Source organism: Streptomyces sp. B3I8 (assembly GCF_030816915.1).
GTDB lineage: Bacteria > Actinomycetota > Actinomycetes > Streptomycetales > Streptomycetaceae > Streptomyces.
On record NZ_JAUSYN010000002.1, the window covers coordinates 4,804,218 to 4,819,462 of the forward strand.

Annotated in this window: 13 protein-coding genes and 1 pseudogene; 7 read left to right on the top strand and 7 right to left on the bottom strand. The window is 61.8% G+C overall.

What is annotated here, in order from left to right:
* Positions 1 to 114 precede the first annotated feature (114 nt).
* Entirely contained in the window at positions 115 to 963 is an 849-nt protein-coding gene (locus QFZ64_RS23625; protein WP_307068867.1) for a nuclease-related domain-containing protein, read from the top strand.
* A 74-nt stretch (positions 964 to 1,037) separates the two neighbouring features.
* On the opposite strand, the gene QFZ64_RS23630 is transcribed toward QFZ64_RS23625, so the two are convergent.
* Positions 1,038 to 1,841, bottom strand: a complete 804-nt coding sequence (locus tag QFZ64_RS23630) for an ISAs1 family transposase (protein WP_307071841.1) — start codon at positions 1,839 to 1,841, stop codon at positions 1,038 to 1,040.
* A gap of 229 nt (positions 1,842 to 2,070) precedes the next feature.
* Between QFZ64_RS23630 and QFZ64_RS23635 the strand changes: the two genes are divergently transcribed.
* Together QFZ64_RS23635 and QFZ64_RS23640 are read left to right on the top strand one after the other, a co-directional pair.
* Complete coding sequence (locus QFZ64_RS23635) at positions 2,071 to 2,439, top strand: hypothetical protein (protein WP_307068869.1); 369 nt, start codon at positions 2,071 to 2,073, stop codon at positions 2,437 to 2,439.
* A 30-nt stretch (positions 2,440 to 2,469) separates the two neighbouring features.
* Positions 2,470 to 3,117, top strand: a complete 648-nt coding sequence (locus QFZ64_RS23640) for a hypothetical protein (protein ID WP_307068871.1) — start codon at positions 2,470 to 2,472, stop codon at positions 3,115 to 3,117.
* Between the two features lie 440 nt (positions 3,118 to 3,557).
* Here QFZ64_RS23640 and QFZ64_RS23645 read toward each other — a convergent pair whose 3' ends face one another.
* Positions 3,558 to 3,683, bottom strand: a complete 126-nt coding sequence (locus tag QFZ64_RS23645) for a hypothetical protein (protein ID WP_307068873.1) — start codon at positions 3,681 to 3,683, stop codon at positions 3,558 to 3,560.
* A gap of 189 nt (positions 3,684 to 3,872) precedes the next feature.
* On the opposite strand from QFZ64_RS23645, the gene QFZ64_RS23650 reads away from it, so the two are divergent.
* The 4 genes from QFZ64_RS23650 (at position 3,873) to QFZ64_RS23665 (ending at position 9,259) form a co-directional block, all read left to right on the top strand.
* Positions 3,873 to 5,924 carry a hypothetical protein gene (locus tag QFZ64_RS23650; RefSeq protein WP_307068875.1) on the top strand — a complete coding sequence of 684 codons (2,052 nt, stop codon included), beginning with the start codon at positions 3,873 to 3,875 and terminating at the stop codon, positions 5,922 to 5,924.
* A gap of 244 nt (positions 5,925 to 6,168) precedes the next feature.
* The gene (locus tag QFZ64_RS23655) at positions 6,169 to 7,419 is read left to right on the top strand and encodes a DNA methyltransferase (protein ID WP_307068877.1); all 1,251 of its coding nucleotides are present in this window, start codon (positions 6,169 to 6,171) and stop codon (positions 7,417 to 7,419) included.
* Positions 7,420 to 7,462: 43 nt separating this feature from the next.
* Positions 7,463 to 8,356, top strand: coding sequence for a DUF262 domain-containing protein (locus QFZ64_RS23660; protein ID WP_307068879.1), 894 nt, complete (start codon positions 7,463 to 7,465; stop codon positions 8,354 to 8,356).
* 201 nt (positions 8,357 to 8,557) lie between these two features.
* Positions 8,558 to 9,259, top strand: a complete 702-nt coding sequence (locus tag QFZ64_RS23665) for an MAE_28990/MAE_18760 family HEPN-like nuclease (RefSeq protein WP_307068881.1) — start codon at positions 8,558 to 8,560, stop codon at positions 9,257 to 9,259.
* Between the two features lie 354 nt (positions 9,260 to 9,613).
* On the opposite strand, the gene QFZ64_RS23670 is transcribed toward QFZ64_RS23665, so the two are convergent.
* The 5 genes and pseudogenes from QFZ64_RS23670 to QFZ64_RS23690 all read right to left on the bottom strand — a co-directional run bounded on the left by QFZ64_RS23670 (position 9,614) and on the right by QFZ64_RS23690 (position 15,141).
* Positions 9,614 to 10,258: a HEPN domain-containing protein gene (locus tag QFZ64_RS23670; RefSeq protein ID WP_307068883.1), complete on the bottom strand. Its 645-nt coding sequence runs from the start codon at positions 10,256 to 10,258 to the stop codon at positions 9,614 to 9,616.
* A 54-nt stretch (positions 10,259 to 10,312) separates the two neighbouring features.
* Complete coding sequence (locus QFZ64_RS23675; protein WP_307061152.1) at positions 10,313 to 11,062, bottom strand: transposase family protein; 750 nt, start codon at positions 11,060 to 11,062, stop codon at positions 10,313 to 10,315.
* Between the two features lie 196 nt (positions 11,063 to 11,258).
* Positions 11,259 to 12,401: a DUF262 domain-containing protein gene (locus QFZ64_RS23680; protein WP_307068885.1), complete on the bottom strand. Its 1,143-nt coding sequence runs from the start codon at positions 12,399 to 12,401 to the stop codon at positions 11,259 to 11,261.
* 274 nt (positions 12,402 to 12,675) lie between these two features.
* A pseudogene (locus tag QFZ64_RS23685) lies at positions 12,676 to 13,900 on the bottom strand (IS110 family transposase).
* Between the two features lie 500 nt (positions 13,901 to 14,400).
* Positions 14,401 to 15,141, bottom strand: a complete 741-nt coding sequence (locus tag QFZ64_RS23690; protein ID WP_307068886.1) for a GntR family transcriptional regulator — start codon at positions 15,139 to 15,141, stop codon at positions 14,401 to 14,403.
* Positions 15,142 to 15,245 lie beyond the last annotated feature (104 nt).

Here is a 15,245-nt window from a genome sequence, read left to right on the forward strand (position 1 = left end):
TCACACGCCGCCCGGCGCCAGCCATCGAGCCCTCGAAAAGCATGTCCGGGTCCTCCCTCGTCCCGAACCCCACCTGCTGCGATGCTTCAAGTCGGGACCGGGGGAGGGGGCTTTATGGAGCTGAAGGTCACGCGCTGGAAGCGGTACGGACATGATCGCCTGTACGCCAACCTGCCTGATGGCACGGCGGTCGGTTGGGCGGATCTGGAGACGGGGGACATCACGGTCCTGGTGGCCGAGTATCGCGACGACGTGATGGCCGTGCTGACAGATCACTTACACAACAACTCTGGACCGGTCCCGCCGAAGCGGACGCCCAGGACGTCGACGGCTGAGTCGCCACCGCTGCTGCCGCCTCTGACGGCGGCCGACGACCTGTCTGCCAACCGTCCCGGTGAGTCTCTGCTCGATAAATCCGGACCGGGCCTGATCAAGCGAGTCGTCTTGCAGCTTCTGCGACACCCCGCCGAGTGGGACTCCTGGCGGAAAGGCCTGGCGGGGGAGCAGAGGGTGGGAGCTGAGCTGCGCCGCTTGGAGCGGCACGGTTGGCGCGTCCTGCATTCCATCCCCTTGGCCGACAAGGTGGACGTGGATCACTTACTGATCGGGCCCGGTGGTGTCTTCAGCATCAATACGAAGCACCACCGCAAGAGGGCTGTATGGGTTGGCGATGACTCTGTGAAGGTCGATCACGGAAAGCCGGCACCCTACGCGCGCAAGAGCCGGGCGGAGGCCAAGCGAGTAGCCCGAGTTCTTGAGCGCTTTTGCGGCTTTCCTGTGCCGGTAGAGCCAGTGCTCGTCTTCGTCGGCGTGACCGATCTGAAGGTGGTGGCTACGCAGCTCAGCGTGCGTGTGTATCGGGAGCGAGAGGTGGCGGCGTTGGCGCCGCTTTCAGGGGTGCTGACAGCTGAGCGGGTCGAGCAGGTGTACAGCGTTGCTCGTCATCGCCAGGCTTGGAGTTAGGTCCTGCCGATGGCGACATGACATTTGCTCGTGTCTGAGGTCTGTGGCGTGCCGCCCAGCGGCCCAGGGCTTGATCAAGTCCCGTGGGCGTCCGGATTGTTGGTGATGCCCAGGATGGGGAGTGCTCGTTGAGGCTCGTCGCGGATCGCCCGGGTGGTCTTGGCGATGTTGTCGGCTCCGAGGGTTTTCAGCGCCGATGGCGAGGTTGGGAGGGTCGCCATGGCCCGTGGTGCGGTCCCGGCGTGGACGGTGGAGGCGTCTTCGGCGAAGGTGACATCCCTGATGTGGTGCGAGGAGTTCTCCACTCCCCAGTGCCCGCGAATCGCGGCGGCCAGGTCGTCGGGTCTGGCTTGGTGGGCGTCGAGGCTGGTAACGGCATAGACACTGTCACGGGTCTCGCGTGTGCTGGTCTGCTTGCGGCGGCGGTGGACGCGGATGGCCAGGCGGGCGTGGGAAAAGGCGATTCCGCCGAGTTCGTCGGCGATCCCGCAGGTCTTGACTGAGCGGGACTCGCGGCGTCCGTGTCCGGTCCCGGAGGCGGTGTGCTGGACTGCGATGGACTGCCAGGGCAGGGCGGCGAGTTGGGCGTGGGTGGTGGGCTGGTTGGTCTTGATCACGGCGATGTATTGGGCCTTCTTGGTCTCGACCAGCCAGGAGATGTTCGCCTTGACCGAGTGCAGGGCGTCGAAGGTGACGACAGTGCCGGTCAGGTCCAGCGGTGCCAGCAGTCGACGGAAGTGTGTGGTTTCGTTCGTCTTCGCGCCGACCGCCCGGTCCAGGGCGTCACCGTCAACAGTCCCCAGCTCCCGGCCGATCGTGGCCGGCGCTGGAGTGCGCCGCCATCTGAGCAGGTGGCGGCGAATCCCGATCGCCGCCAGGAGTGTGTTCGGGGCACGCTGGCCCCACGGGCCACCTCATGAGCATCTGGCTTGGACACCACAATGATCATGAAGCCCGTGCCTGCCTTGTTATGCGTCCCAACCGGTCACAACCCGACCAGCCGCACGACCCCGGAACTTGCAACCGCCCTGCTCCGGTGAGCGTCACGATAAGCGTGGGCTGAAGTCACGGGAGCCTGGCACGGACAGGCCGGTACCGATTCCGCCCGTGCTGGTGGTGATGCTCCGAGCGCACCTGAAGGAGCTCGGCACTGCCAAGGACGGGCGGCTTTTCCCCAACGAGCGGGGGGACCTGCTCGGTACCTCCAGCTACTGGCGGGTGTGGCAGGAAGCCAGACTGCTGGCGCTTCCGCCGGACAAGTTGGACTCGCCCTTGGCCCGGAAGCCGTACCACCTGCGAGCCACATGCATCACGAACTGGCTCCGTGCGGGCCTCCCGGTAGCAGAGGTGGCCCGGCGCGCTGGCAACTCCCCGGAGGTCATCCACCGCCGCTACGCGGGCTGTACCGACGACAGCGAAGAGGAGAACAACAAGAGGATCGAGAGAACCATGGGGTGGGACGCCGACGTTCGGTGATCCATTGGCCGGGCGCTACAGTCACCGATCATGCGAAAGGTCGGAAGGCATGTAGCGCCCTTCATTCTCCTGGCACTGGTGGCCGGTTGCGGCACAAAGAGCACGACGACGAAAGCTGGCGGTGTCACGACGACCGTTGTGCAAGATAGTCAGTGGGTAACGGCACTGATATCTGCCGGAGCCGTCCTGATCAGTTCCGCTTTGGCCGCTTGGACGGCTCACTACTTCACGGCCCGTACCGAGAAGACGAGACAAGCCCACGCTGAGAAGCAGGAAGACTCCAAGCGGCGTCATGAAGCACGACTCGCTGAGGAACAGCGAGTAAGGGAGCAGGTGATCGCCACGGCGACGGCCATCTCAAAGATGCTGCATGACTTCCGTGCGAAGGCCGGCGAGGCGGCTGATGCCCTGAACGTCCAAGCCGCGGACTTGTACGACGAGTGCGACAAAATCGTGCGTAAGCACCATGACGAAGCGCTACCCGTCATCGAAGTCATGCCGGACTTCGATCTTCGGCAGAGGGCCAACAAGGTGTTCGAGATCCATGGGCTCTGGGCTGCCGAGATGACAGCAGCCATCGTGAATGGCACCGCGCAGCCTGACGCCGACGGGTTGGATGACAGTCGCGAGCGGTTCTACCGGCATGCTCGGACAGTGATCAAGAACGCCGCAGCTTGACCCACACGCCACTCACACACGAACAGTGCGCAACAACAAGAAAGAGCGGGACCCAGTGGGACTGGGTCCCGCTCTTTATGTTAGGCATCTGCGCTGGTCAACCGCATCATCATGCTGGTTGAGGCGAAGTGCCCCCGGCAGGATTCGAACCTGCGCACACGGCTCCGGAGGCCCCGTGGGTCTCGGGTGTTCTAGCAGCTCACAGGCTCGGACAGGTCTCGCAAACCAATGCTCGTCCACGCATAGTCCATGAGCAACTGAGTCAGCCCGTTGAGTCCTCAGAGCGAGCAGCTCCAGGACAGGCTCAGACCTCTGCCTCACTCGCCAGGCAAGGACCGCAGCCCCGTGAGGCACTGCAATGAAAACGGAGCGGCCGGATTCTTCTTCAGCAAGGCCCTCGCCTGCCGGCCCCATAGCTAGGGGGGTCGGCAGGCATCAAATCAGAGGATGCCGAGAAGCCAGCGCACAAGTGCTGCCCCGATCGCTGCGGCCAGGCCCCGCAGAATGCCACCCCCGACGAGACGCACCAGCTTGTGGAGCCAAATCTTCTTGATCTTGTCGCCCATCACGAGTCCCCTCGGTCAGCGGCTCCGACCACCCTGGCCGGCGCCGAGGACGACTTTCCGCCGCCGGGGCTTCGATGTGAGAAGTACAGGGCACGGAGGGCGGAATCTCTCTACGCTCCTGCTCACAGGCCTGCCCGCTGCGCCCGAGGCGGGCAACAGGGCACGCCGGGCACCCTCGCGAGGAACCGCGTGACAGCGATCAGCGACCAGTTCCACCTCCAGTTCCGGGCCCTCCACGATCGCGCCGTGAGCGAGCAGAGATTCCGAGGAAGGAGGCACTCCGACCGGTACCTCGCTGAGAAGGCCAGCAGAGCCCTTGGCACCGCAATCCATGACCAGGCCGTCGGCAGATGGTTGAAGGGCACCCCGCCTCGCTCTACCAGCAGCGATCAGGTCGTAGAAGTGGTCAAGGTACTGAGCAAATGGGCAGGTGAGGACTGCGATACGCGGTATTGGCTCAAGCTTTTGGAAGACGCTCAGCCTCCGAAGGATCGATCAGGTTCGGCAGCCCTCGGGCTACCGATAAACCAGATCGATCCCTTCAAAGTGGGTGTACGCAGACCCGTCTCGCTCTCGCCCGCTCCGGTCAACGACGGCCAACGACGCCTGACGACTTACGTGCCCCGAGAGCACGATGAAGCTCTGCGAGCCGTCATCGCTGCAGCCGAGGGAGGCAAAAATCGCCTAGCCGTACTGGTCGGCGAAGTTTCCACGGGCAAAACGCGAGCCCTGTGGGAGTCCGTCCAGGCACTGCCTTCGAGGTGGCGGCTCTGGCACCCCATCGACTCAATCGAGCTCATTGAGGGCCTCGACACGATTCAGCCCCACACCGTGGTGTGGTTGAACGATGCCCATCTCTATCTCGACCCACGAGACGAGAAACAGAGTGAACACGTTGCCGCGCGGCTACGCCGCCTGCTGCGCCAGCCAGGTCCCCTTCTACTGCTGGGGACGCTGTGGAGCGCCTACGCCCACAGGCTCACCAGTGCAGGGCCCACCGGCGACCTCATTCCGCATCCGCAGGTGGCCGAACTACTCGCAGACAGCGCAGCCAGCCTCATCACTGTGCCGCCAGCATTCACCGCGCAGCAGCTTTGGGCAGTGCGGACGGCAGCCAAGGCAGACCGACACCTCCGGTTCGCCCACAAACATGCCGAAGGTGGGCGGATCATTCAGGTGCTCAGCGGCATCCCGTTCCTGATCCAGCGATGTGATCAAGCTCCTGAGGCAGCCCGAGCGGTCATCGAAGCTGCATTCGACCTCTACCGCTATGGGCATGGACAGGACCTTCCCCGCTCCTTGTTGGAGGCGGCAGCCGGCAGCTACCTGGGAGAAGACCAGAGGGCGATGATTCCCGAGGACTGGTTTGCGGCCGCTCTCACGTACACCGAGGAACCCTGCCGCGGAGTACCAGGTCCAGTTACTCCCTATCGGAAGCAGCCCAACGGCGCAGTCACACCGACCTACCGTCTGGCCCACGTGCTTCAACACCTAGCGCTATACGTGCCAGACCGTGACCTTCCCTCCACCGGCTTCTGGGACGCAGTAGCCACGCATCCCCACACTCCCGCAGACCAGGTTGCCATCGCCCGGGAGGCCGAGCTCCGCGGGCGTTACAGCCACGCGGCCACGCTGTATGAAGAAGCTGCTAAAGCCGGCCACGGGGAGGCCTGGCAGCGCCTCGTCGACCTCCTAGAGATGCTGGGTCACACGGAGAAGGCGACAGCTATGGCTCAGCGAAGCGGTGACCCCGAAGTTGCTCGCGAACTTCACGCTTTCCGTGAACTATTGACCACGGGATTCACCTGGGCTGAGAACATGTCCGCCGAGGCAGAGCCTCCTCAACTCACCCGCCTGCAAGAGGAGATCCGTCACTTTGAAGCGGACGGGGCCCATAACCATGCCCTTGAACTAGCCCGCCAAGGCATCCGCCAGGGCGAACCTGAGGGATTCGAGGAATTGCTTCGACTCCTGGAAAACTCTGGTGCCCATGAGAAGGCCGACGATCTTGCCATCCACAGCTTCAACCTGCCGTACCTCTTGGACAACCTCCTGAGTGCGCGGGCAGCGGACGATCCGACGAGTCTTGAGCGCCTGGTCCGGCGCGCTGTAGACGCCGGTCACCCTCACGCCCTCGGTGAACTCATCGGCCTCATGAAGCGAAGTGGCCGGCGGACCGAGGCGGAGGCGATCCGGCGATTCGGGCTGACTGCGGAGGGAGCCCCTGCCGCGCCTTGGTGAGCCAGGCGGCCTGGCACCCCGCGCCTCAGCCGATTCGGCCGATGGCAAGCACACCGACTCCGTCTGGGCTGGCCGGATGTCGCTGACCGTCACGGTCTGCTTGCGGGTAGGGCTTGCCGTCGCTCGCTGGTAGGATGCATCGGTTCAGGCAAGCATGGTCCCTTAGACTGTCCCGACACCCGCTGCCGAGAAGCGTGAAAGAGGGACAGTGCATACCCCGCAGGACACCCCAGGAGCCGTGCCCGTGCAGGAGGCCTTGGCGCTGCCCTTGGGCGCTGTGTTGCCGGGTGTGCGCAAAGCAGGAGCGTTGTCACCGAAACGTCCGGCAGTGGAAACCGCAGGACTTGCGGATGTTTTCCCGTACTACGCTGGCTTTTCTTTCGATTGGGCGTGCCATCAACTAGCCCTGCACGAGACAGAGTTGCTTAGCGGTGGAACTGTTCTGGACCCTTGGAACGGCAGCGGAACCACGACCCTTGCAGCCCAGAGCTTGGGTTTGAATGCCATCGGCTTGGACCTTAACCCAGTCGCGAACGTAATCGCTAAGTTGCGAGCACAGAACTATTCGCAAGTCGCGAAGATCAAACGTCCTTCTGCGGGCAGGGACGTCTCCGTAGACGACGATCCGCTAGCAGCTTGGCTTGCCGGACCTACTGTGCGCAGAATTCGACAGTGGTTCAATGCAGGCGAGGATGTCGGCAGTGCTGCTCAGGATTTGTTGACTGTTTCACTCTTCCGGGCAATTCGCGAGGTAACGAAGCGATTCGAGGGGAGTAATCCCACATGGGTAAAGCGCGCCAAAGAGGGCTCGGAAACCGTCTCCCTTGCTAGCGATGAGCTAGACGAGATCGTCGAACGCCATATTGCCTTCGTCTCCTCACGCGTCGGTTCGCAGTCATCACCTCGGCAAGTATGCGTAGCGACGGCCGACTCCAGAAATATGCCAGTCGCATCGAGCTCGGTCGACATCATTGTGACCTCTCCCCCGTATCTAACCCGCATTGACTATGCTGTGGCCTACTCACGAGAATTGGCGCTGCTTGGTATCAACATTTCAAGCGATCGATCGCTTCGTTCAGGCCTCATGGGAACCACGCTAATTCGACGACAATCGGAAGCTTCTGTCTCTTTTGGGGAGGCGGCATCCCGCCTACTGTCCCTTATTCAGAAGCATGACAGCAAAGCGTCATCCGGATACTACCTGAGGCAAGCTCGACAGTACCTATCTGATCTCGCCTCTGGTCTTGACGAAATTACGCGCGTATGTCGAAATTCAGCGACAGTGCACCTCGTAGTTCAGGATTCTTTTTACAAGGACATTCATGTACCGTTGGCCGACATCTGCATTGATGAAGCGGCGATGCGTGGATGGGCGTTGAAGAACGAGCCGGAGCGCTTTCCAGTGCGTCGCACCCTCACGTCGCTGAACAAGTCCGCTCAGTTTTACAAAAAGGGCGATGTAGCCGAGTCAGTACTTACCTTCATTAGGGGGTAACAGGGTGCCTAGTCACCTTACCGCGGAAGAATTGATCGAAGCGGTGGATCAGAAGATCACCGCTGTGCGAACGAAGACCAACGACTTCTCCTTCAATGAGCTGGCGGACATGTATGCCTCGGAGGAATTGGTCATCGACCCCGACTTTCAGCGCATGTTCCGGTGGTCAGAGGGCGCACAGTCACGTTTTGTTGAGTCGTTGCTTCTCGAACTCCCCGTTCCTCCGATCTTCCTGATCGAAAGAGAGGACCGGGTGTATGAGTTGATTGATGGTCTGCAACGCATCTCCTCTTACCTCCACTTTCGCGGCGAGCTCACGGTTGGTGGCACCCTGGTGCCACCTCTGGTTCTCTCTGACTGCGACATCGTCCCAGAGCTCAATGGCTGTACCTATGCCTCTCTTCCGAAAGCCTTGGAGATCAAGCTCAAACGTAGTTACATCCGAGCAGAGATCCTGCGCAAGGAAAGCGATCCTCGCCTTCGCTACTACATGTTCAAGCGGTTGAACACTGGAGGCTTGGCACTCTCTAATCAGGAGGTCAGGAACGCAACAATTAGGCTCCTGTCCAATGACTTCAATCAGTTCATTATCGATCTTTCGGAAAATGAAGACTTCCGCGTATGCGTCGAGACGCTTACCGAGAAGGCGAGCAATGAAAGGTTCGATCAAGAGCTCATTCTGAGATTCTTCGCCTTCAAGAATGCTGGCGCTCAGTACAAGCATGATATTGCCGATTTCATGACCGAGTACATGGAGGACGTATCTGATCCCTCAGGCGTCACGCAGTTCGACTATGACCATGAGAAGCACGTCTTCGAGAAAACGTTCCGTGTAGTCACAGAGATTGGCAGGCTTCTCGAATGGGGCCCGAGGGTCCTCGGGTACGGTAGGGCGAAATGGCGAGCCGCGCTGGCAATTCTCGGTGCATCATTTTGAGGGAATCGTACTCGGGATGCAGGATGTGCTAAATAGGATTAACCTCGAAGATGGGGAGGAGATGCGTAAGCTTGCCGAAGTGGTTAAGGATGGAAAAACTAACCCCGAATTCACAAAGTCAATCGGGGGAGGTAAAAATGACCGCATCTCCCTACGAAATCGCATCGGCTTCTTCCGGGACAGCTTTACACGAGCGCTCTCATGAACGTATCGGACATGCGGGCACAGCTAGAGACCGACATCCTCTGGCGCCTCGACGAAATACGGCATCTTCGCAACTTACTTCTACAGGGGGAAGAGCCAGATAAAGCATCCGTCTATTCTCTTCGTGCCATTCTGGTGATGCAGTATGCGCACCTGGAGGGTTTCACGCGGACTGCGCTTTCTCTGTATATTGATGCGATCAACAGCCAGGGATTGCCAGCTAAATCGTTAAGGCCGGAGCTCCTTGCGGCTGCGCTTGCCGGGGAGTTTGACACCTTGCGGCGTGGGACACCTACGGGCGCGGATGAGGGAAAGATGACCACCCGCGCCCGCCACCAGGTTGCCTTCGTTCAGCGTCTCCAAGAGCTGAATGAAGGGCCAATTTCCATCGCCGCAGAGGTAGCTGTTTCGATGGAAATGAACCTCGGATCAGACGTTTTGAAGAAGTGCCTCGTTGCCTTGGGCATATCTGTAGACAAGGTGAGGCGTGACCAGTACACAGCCATTGATTTTGTGAAAAACGTTCGGAATGACATCGCTCACGGCGGACGCAAGGAGAAGATTCCAGGAGGGCTCTTTTCTGCGCATCTCAAAAAGTGCGAGGAATTCATGAACGAGCTAGCTCGTGTGCTGACGAGGGCGGTTAGCGAGAAATGGTTCCTCGTGCAACCCCAGAGTGCGGAGAATGGCACCGTGTAACGTCCGTGACAGCTGCCAGTTTCCGTCATCGCTGAGTGGCTGCAAGGGAAGCTGGCCGGTCCATGGACGCCTGACCAGTGATCACTCCAGGTTTGCGTTCGACGGTGGGCATAGGCGAAGCGGCCCCTTCTGAACCTCAGCCGACGACAGTCAGCCACGACGGCGGGTACGTCGACTGATCAGGCGCGCGTGTGCCTCGCTTAACCCCCACCGGCCTTAGCCACGCCGCCGGTATTGCCGCCCCGACCAGCAAGCTGTGCAGACTGGTTCATCGGGCTCGGCGTCTGGCGCCGACTGGCAGCGGTCCGCCCCACGTCACCAGGCAGAGCATTTGGTGGTCCACACTAAGCCAACCTACGGGTTCCAATTTGCTGGAACTCTTCCCAGGGATCTTGCGAAGTCTCCTACTTGCTCCTTCAGCACTGCATAGATCGAATTGGATAGTTGACTCAGGAAGTCGACGTTGAATCGAATTTCGTCGGGAGAAGCCGGAATGCTTGCTCCGCTGTGGGCTACGATGTTGCGGAGATTGATGATTTGACGGAGACGCTCTTCGGGGTGCCCCATCGAGATAAGCCCCAATCCGTGCCCTGTCGGGGCTACGTAATTGGTCTGAAGGTGGTCGGCGACCTTTTTCCACGGTGCGTCCACTCCAACCAATTTCAGCAATCCGGCTACGGTCTCCGGCCCTGGGTTGCCTCCCGTGTCGATGGCATGCTCAGCGCTGATGACGCCATTCACGAAACGCTTAGCTGCAGCGACGCCCTCGGTAATCCTCTCCACCGGAGGCCTAATGGACCCATGGCGATTTCCTTGCAAGGCGGCGGCCATATTTTTTGATATGAGCTGAATCTGCAGCTTCTCCGGAAGGTCCCATAGAGTCAGTGGAGGCTGCGAATATCCGTGACGCTCTAGCGCATAGGACACCACGTCTTTGAGGAACTCCTCAAACCTGGCGCACAGTAGAACGACCGCTCCCGCCAGCAACGGGCTCGGCACTGGGCGATTAGACAGGTAGCTCAGTGCAGGGTGGCGATAGGTTATTGAGCATTTTCAGCGTTGCTTCTCCAGGGTGAGGACGGCCTTGGTGATGACGCTCATGCGGTTGGGACTGATGCGGGATCTGCGGAAGATCTGCCAGGACTTCAGCCGTGCCATGCCACGTTCAACAGGTGCCCTGGCCGCAGACAGGGCCCGGTTGCTGGTCCGCTCGGTGAGGGTGAGTTCACCGCCCGGCGGGCGGCGCTTGGCGGTGGTGACCCAGTCGCCCGCACCGATGTAGGCCATGTCAGCAAGGATCGGGACGCCCTGGCGCGCACAGATCCGGAGGATCTGGTGGGTGCGGGCGGCCGTCAGGTCGTGGGTCCGGCCCGGCAGCGCCGGCGAGAGCCACAGAATCTCGCCGGCCGGGTCCGTGACGACCTGCACGTTCACCCCGTGCCGCTTGTGTTTCGAGGAGTAATCGGCCCTGCCGTCGCCGACGCGGTCGCACTCGGCGAGCGTGCCGTCCAGGAGGACGAAGTCCGGGTCGTGCGCGCGCAGCGTCTTCAGCAGGCCCGGTGCCTGCTCGGCGAGCAGACCCGTGACCGCGGTGACGTAGGCGTGGGCGGTACCGACGGATATACCGAAGGCTCCGGCGATACGGGCGAGGGTGTCGTGGCGACGCAGGTACACGAGTGCGACCAGCGCACGGCGGTGCGGCGGGAGTTTGCACCGCCGGTCACCCTCACGGGTGACGATGAGCATCGTGACCGACTCGACCACGGCGTGAGGCAGGTCGAGTACGGCAGGATACGGAACCAACAGGGCTCCTGTGCTGCTGAGTTGAGACGTCGAACACCTCCCTCAACGGCACGGGAGCCCTGTCCGTTGCGCACCCCAACCTCACACCACTCCGTCACCCGATCGGTGGCCGTACTGAAAATGCTCATTGACTCTGCAAGGTCGATGAGGTTCGTGACGTCATCCAACTGTGCGACGAACTTGTTCTTCGGCACGCCTACCCCAAAATGCTCTCAAGCAGGTGCCGCAAGAAGTCGATTCGGATATAAGAGCTGTGGGGTACTGATGAGCCGAATCGTAGAGACTCAAGGAATACGTCGTCCAGGAACAGTTGCTTGAGGGCGTCCTGAATTTCGTCGGATTTCTGAGAAATCGCAGCAAGGTCGAAATCACGAACCGCGACCATTTCGGCGTCATATAGAGCAACTGTGATTTGCTGGGATGGGCTGTTGGCTTCCGGGCGCCAGCGACGAAAAGTTAGTTCTCCGAAAGCGGAATGGCATTTTTCGACAGTTGCGATGAAATCTTCCCGATCTCGTTGCAACTCATCTTCAGGTGACTGATTCTTGCGCAGTAGCGTTTGGGACAGAGCGTGGGACATGGAGCCGTGATAGGCGTGCAAATCTTCAGTGAGGGTAAAGTATCGAAGTACAAGCTCAACGTCCCGCATTTCGCGCCAGATCTTGCTGTACGCGCTACTCCTTCCCTGTCCCAGTGCTTCTCTAAAGATTGGACTTTCGGCGAGTTCGACAGTCAGTCGATTGAAGGGGCCGGGGTATACGGCATTGCGCAATTCCTGGGCATTTAGAGGCACGCCTCCGGTGTTGAGGCGAGCGAAAACTTCGTACGTCATTTCCGGGTCGGAAAGGCGGTCGAGGATGATTGCGCGCAGAGTGCTCCTGGAAAGGAGTGAGCGTTGCATTGCTGTATCTAGATCTCGAAACTGCTTACCGTTCGCTTCGTATAGGATTTCGAGATCGGTCAGCTTGTAAGTGTCATTTATGAAGTCGACCAGTGCGCTGATTCTGTGTCTGCCGTCAATGACGAAGTAGCGCCCATAATCTCCCTCGCCGAGAAACACTGGCGGTACGGGGATGTTCAGCAGGAGGGACTCGATGAGGCGTGATTGACGTCCTCTGTCCCATCGGTCTCGGCGTTCAAATTCGGGATTTAGGTCGAGCTCCTCTCTTTCTACAAGTGATGCAAAGTAAGAAACACTAAAATCCATCGTATGTGAGAGGAGATCCAATTGGTGCGATTCCCATCGACGACGCAGTGCGCTTTTGGCGTCATCGTTGAGGCCTCCGCCTTCCAACTCTTCTGCTGTTTCCTCGAAGCCGTCGCTTCCAAGCGCACTCATGGGCAGGGCACCACCTCGTCTGAACTTACACAGGGCTTCACTAGTCTGCCGTACTGAGAGGAACCGTTGCGGGTGAACGCTGCTCGCGTCGAAGATTGAGCGAGGCGGAGAGCTGGTACTCATCCCGTTCGAGGAGCGCTGGATCAGAGCCATTGAGTGAGCCGCTTCATCCACGTCGGACATCCTCTTTGCGCTTGGCGACTGTTTGCTGAGAGCGCGGCCCGGCCCCCGGCCGGGCTGGAGCGGGGCGGAGACAGACATCCGATGCGGTTGATCAGTCAAGCGGTGTGGGGAAGGCGGTCTGCTCGTCGTAGGGGATGTGGTGGGTGAGGCAGTGGTGCAGACAGCCCAGTAGGCGGTTGAAGAGGTTGCGTTGGGCTGCGACGTGTCGGTCTTCGGCTGTGCGGCGGCGGTCGTAGTGGGCTCGTGCTCCGGGGGATGCGGTGAGGGCGGCGAAGGCCCAGATGTAGCCGGCTGAGGCGAGGCGCTGGTTCTTGATGTGTCTGGCCAGGACGGTGGTCTTGCGTCCGGAGGATCTGGTGATGGGGGCGGATCCGGCGTAGGCCTTCAGGGCGCGGGGGCTGGTGAAGCGGGTGTGGTCGTCGCCGAGTTCGGCCAGGACGCGGGCTCCGGTGAGAGCGCCGAGGCCGGGGAAGCTGGTGATGATTTCGGCGTCCTGGTGGGTGGCGAAGGCGGTGGTGGCGGCTGCTTCGAGGTCGTCGGCGCTGGCGCAGGCCGCGTCGAATTGCCGCAGCAGAGCGAGGGTTTTGGTGCCCATGGCCTGCTCGATCATCGGTGGTTGGTGCATTTGCGGTTCGCGGAGCAGGGTGTGGAGTCGTTCGACTTCACCGGTGATCTCCCGTTGGCGTCCGGCCTTCTTGAGGATCGCTCGCAGTTGCGGGGCGGGTGAGCTGGGCGGCCTGGGTGGGTGTGGGCGCCGCGGCGAGCAGGGTGCGGGTGACGGGTGAGGCGAGGCCTTCGCGGAAGTGGCGGAAGACGGTGAGGAAGCCGGGGAAGTACTCGCGCAGGTGGGAGCGCAGGCGGTTGCCGGTTTGGACGCGGTCCCAGACGGCGTCCTGGTGGGCTCGGGCCAGGACAGTGATGGCCTGGGCGAGGTGGCTGTCCGCGGGCAGAGGCCGGTGTTCGGCGGGGTCGGTGCGCAGGATGTTGGCCAGGACCTTGGCGTCGAGGTGGTCGGACTTCTTGCGGCTGAGTGCGTAGCGGTCGCGGTAGCGGGCGGCGGTGAGCGGGTTGATCACGTAGATGGGTCGGCTGGTGGCGCGTAAGCAGGCGACCAGGAGTCCGTGAGAGGTCTCGATGGCGACCGGGATCGGGTTGTCCGGGCTGTCGCCGTGCTGGGCGAGCAGGTCCAGGAGCTGGCTGAGGCCGGTAGGGGTGTCGTCGATGCGGAGCTTGTCCAGGAGAGTGCCGGCCTCGTCGAGCAGTGCGATGTCGTGGTGGTCGGTGGCCCAGTCGATGCCGCAGAACACGCTGGTCATGGCGGGTGTCCTTGGGTGGGTGCCTGTGGTGGAGTGGTCGCCGTGGCGGGGTTGCGCGTCTCCCTAATGGCAGGGCTCATGGGCCCGTCATCCGATTAGCCGTTCGCAATCCCAGCGGTCGCCAGGGGTCTCGGTCAGCTGCGGAACTGGGGTGTTCGCCGAGCGGTGAGAGGTGTTCCCTGGCGGCGGCTTGGACCACGAGAGCCAACGATGCCGCTGTTTGTGTGCGAGCGGGGGTGGCGGGGCCGGTCCGCGCGGGACGAAGGCAGGAGCGCGGACCGGCCCCGCCACCCCCGGCGCCGCTTCACAGAGCGGGAAGGCATGTGGGGCCGACTCTGTCTTGAGAGGTCAGGCCTCAGGAGCGACTACGGATCACCACATGCCCACCCGCTTACGGCACCATTAGGAGCGCAGGCCCGGCCGGGGGCCGGGCCGCGCGCGGGGAGCGGAGCGAGCCGCCTTGATGACGTAGAGAAAGTCTGAGCCAAGCAGGGATTCGGCTACAGCTGAAACGAGAGTTCCAGCGCGTCGCCAGGTAGATGGAACTCCTCCAGTGCCAGGGGTTTGTCTGCCTCCGTGAGTGTCACGCGGAGGACGTGCAGGAGGGGGACTCCGTCGGTGAGTCGGAGGGCCTGGGCCTGGTCCGGTAGGGGCATGCGGGTGCGGATGTACTCCGTGAAGTGGAGTTCGTGGCCCAGTTCGGCGAGCGCGGTGTAGAGCTCCGGTGCCGGGGGTGGTGCCTCTTCCTCGTACTTGGTGTCGAGGAGGACCGAGAACGGGACGTAGGTGCGGTGGAGTTGGCGCAGGTGGCCTTGGTCGGCCGTTTGTAGCGCGTCGTACGTGAACATCGGCTCGCCCGGTGGGATGCGGAGTAGGTCCGCCAGGGCTAGGGGGGCATCGGTGCGGGTGGCTACCGGCAGCTCGGCGTCTGTCCAGCGGATGCCGTCGGCCTCGACGTAACGGCCGTCCGTGGTGCGGCGTACGCCGCGCGGGCGCGTGTGGCTGGGGCGGCTGTGGGGGGAGCGGGCGAAGGTGCCCCGGCCCATGATGGCCTCGACGAGACCGGATGCCCGTAGCTCCGTGAGTCCCTGACGCACTGTGGGGCGCGTCACTCCGAACTGCTTCGCCAACGCCTCCTCGGAGGGGAGCGGTTGGCCGGCCGGGAAGGTGCCGTTCAGGATGCCTTCGCGCAGGTAGTCGGCGATCTGCCGGTACTTCGGCTGCGTGTTCTTCGGCGGCATGCGGGGCCCTCCGGTGGCCGTGGCTTGTGCGGCTGTCCAAGAACTCGGGCACCCTGCCCACGTTCGTGGACAGCTTCGCTCATCACTAGGCGGTTGACAACCCG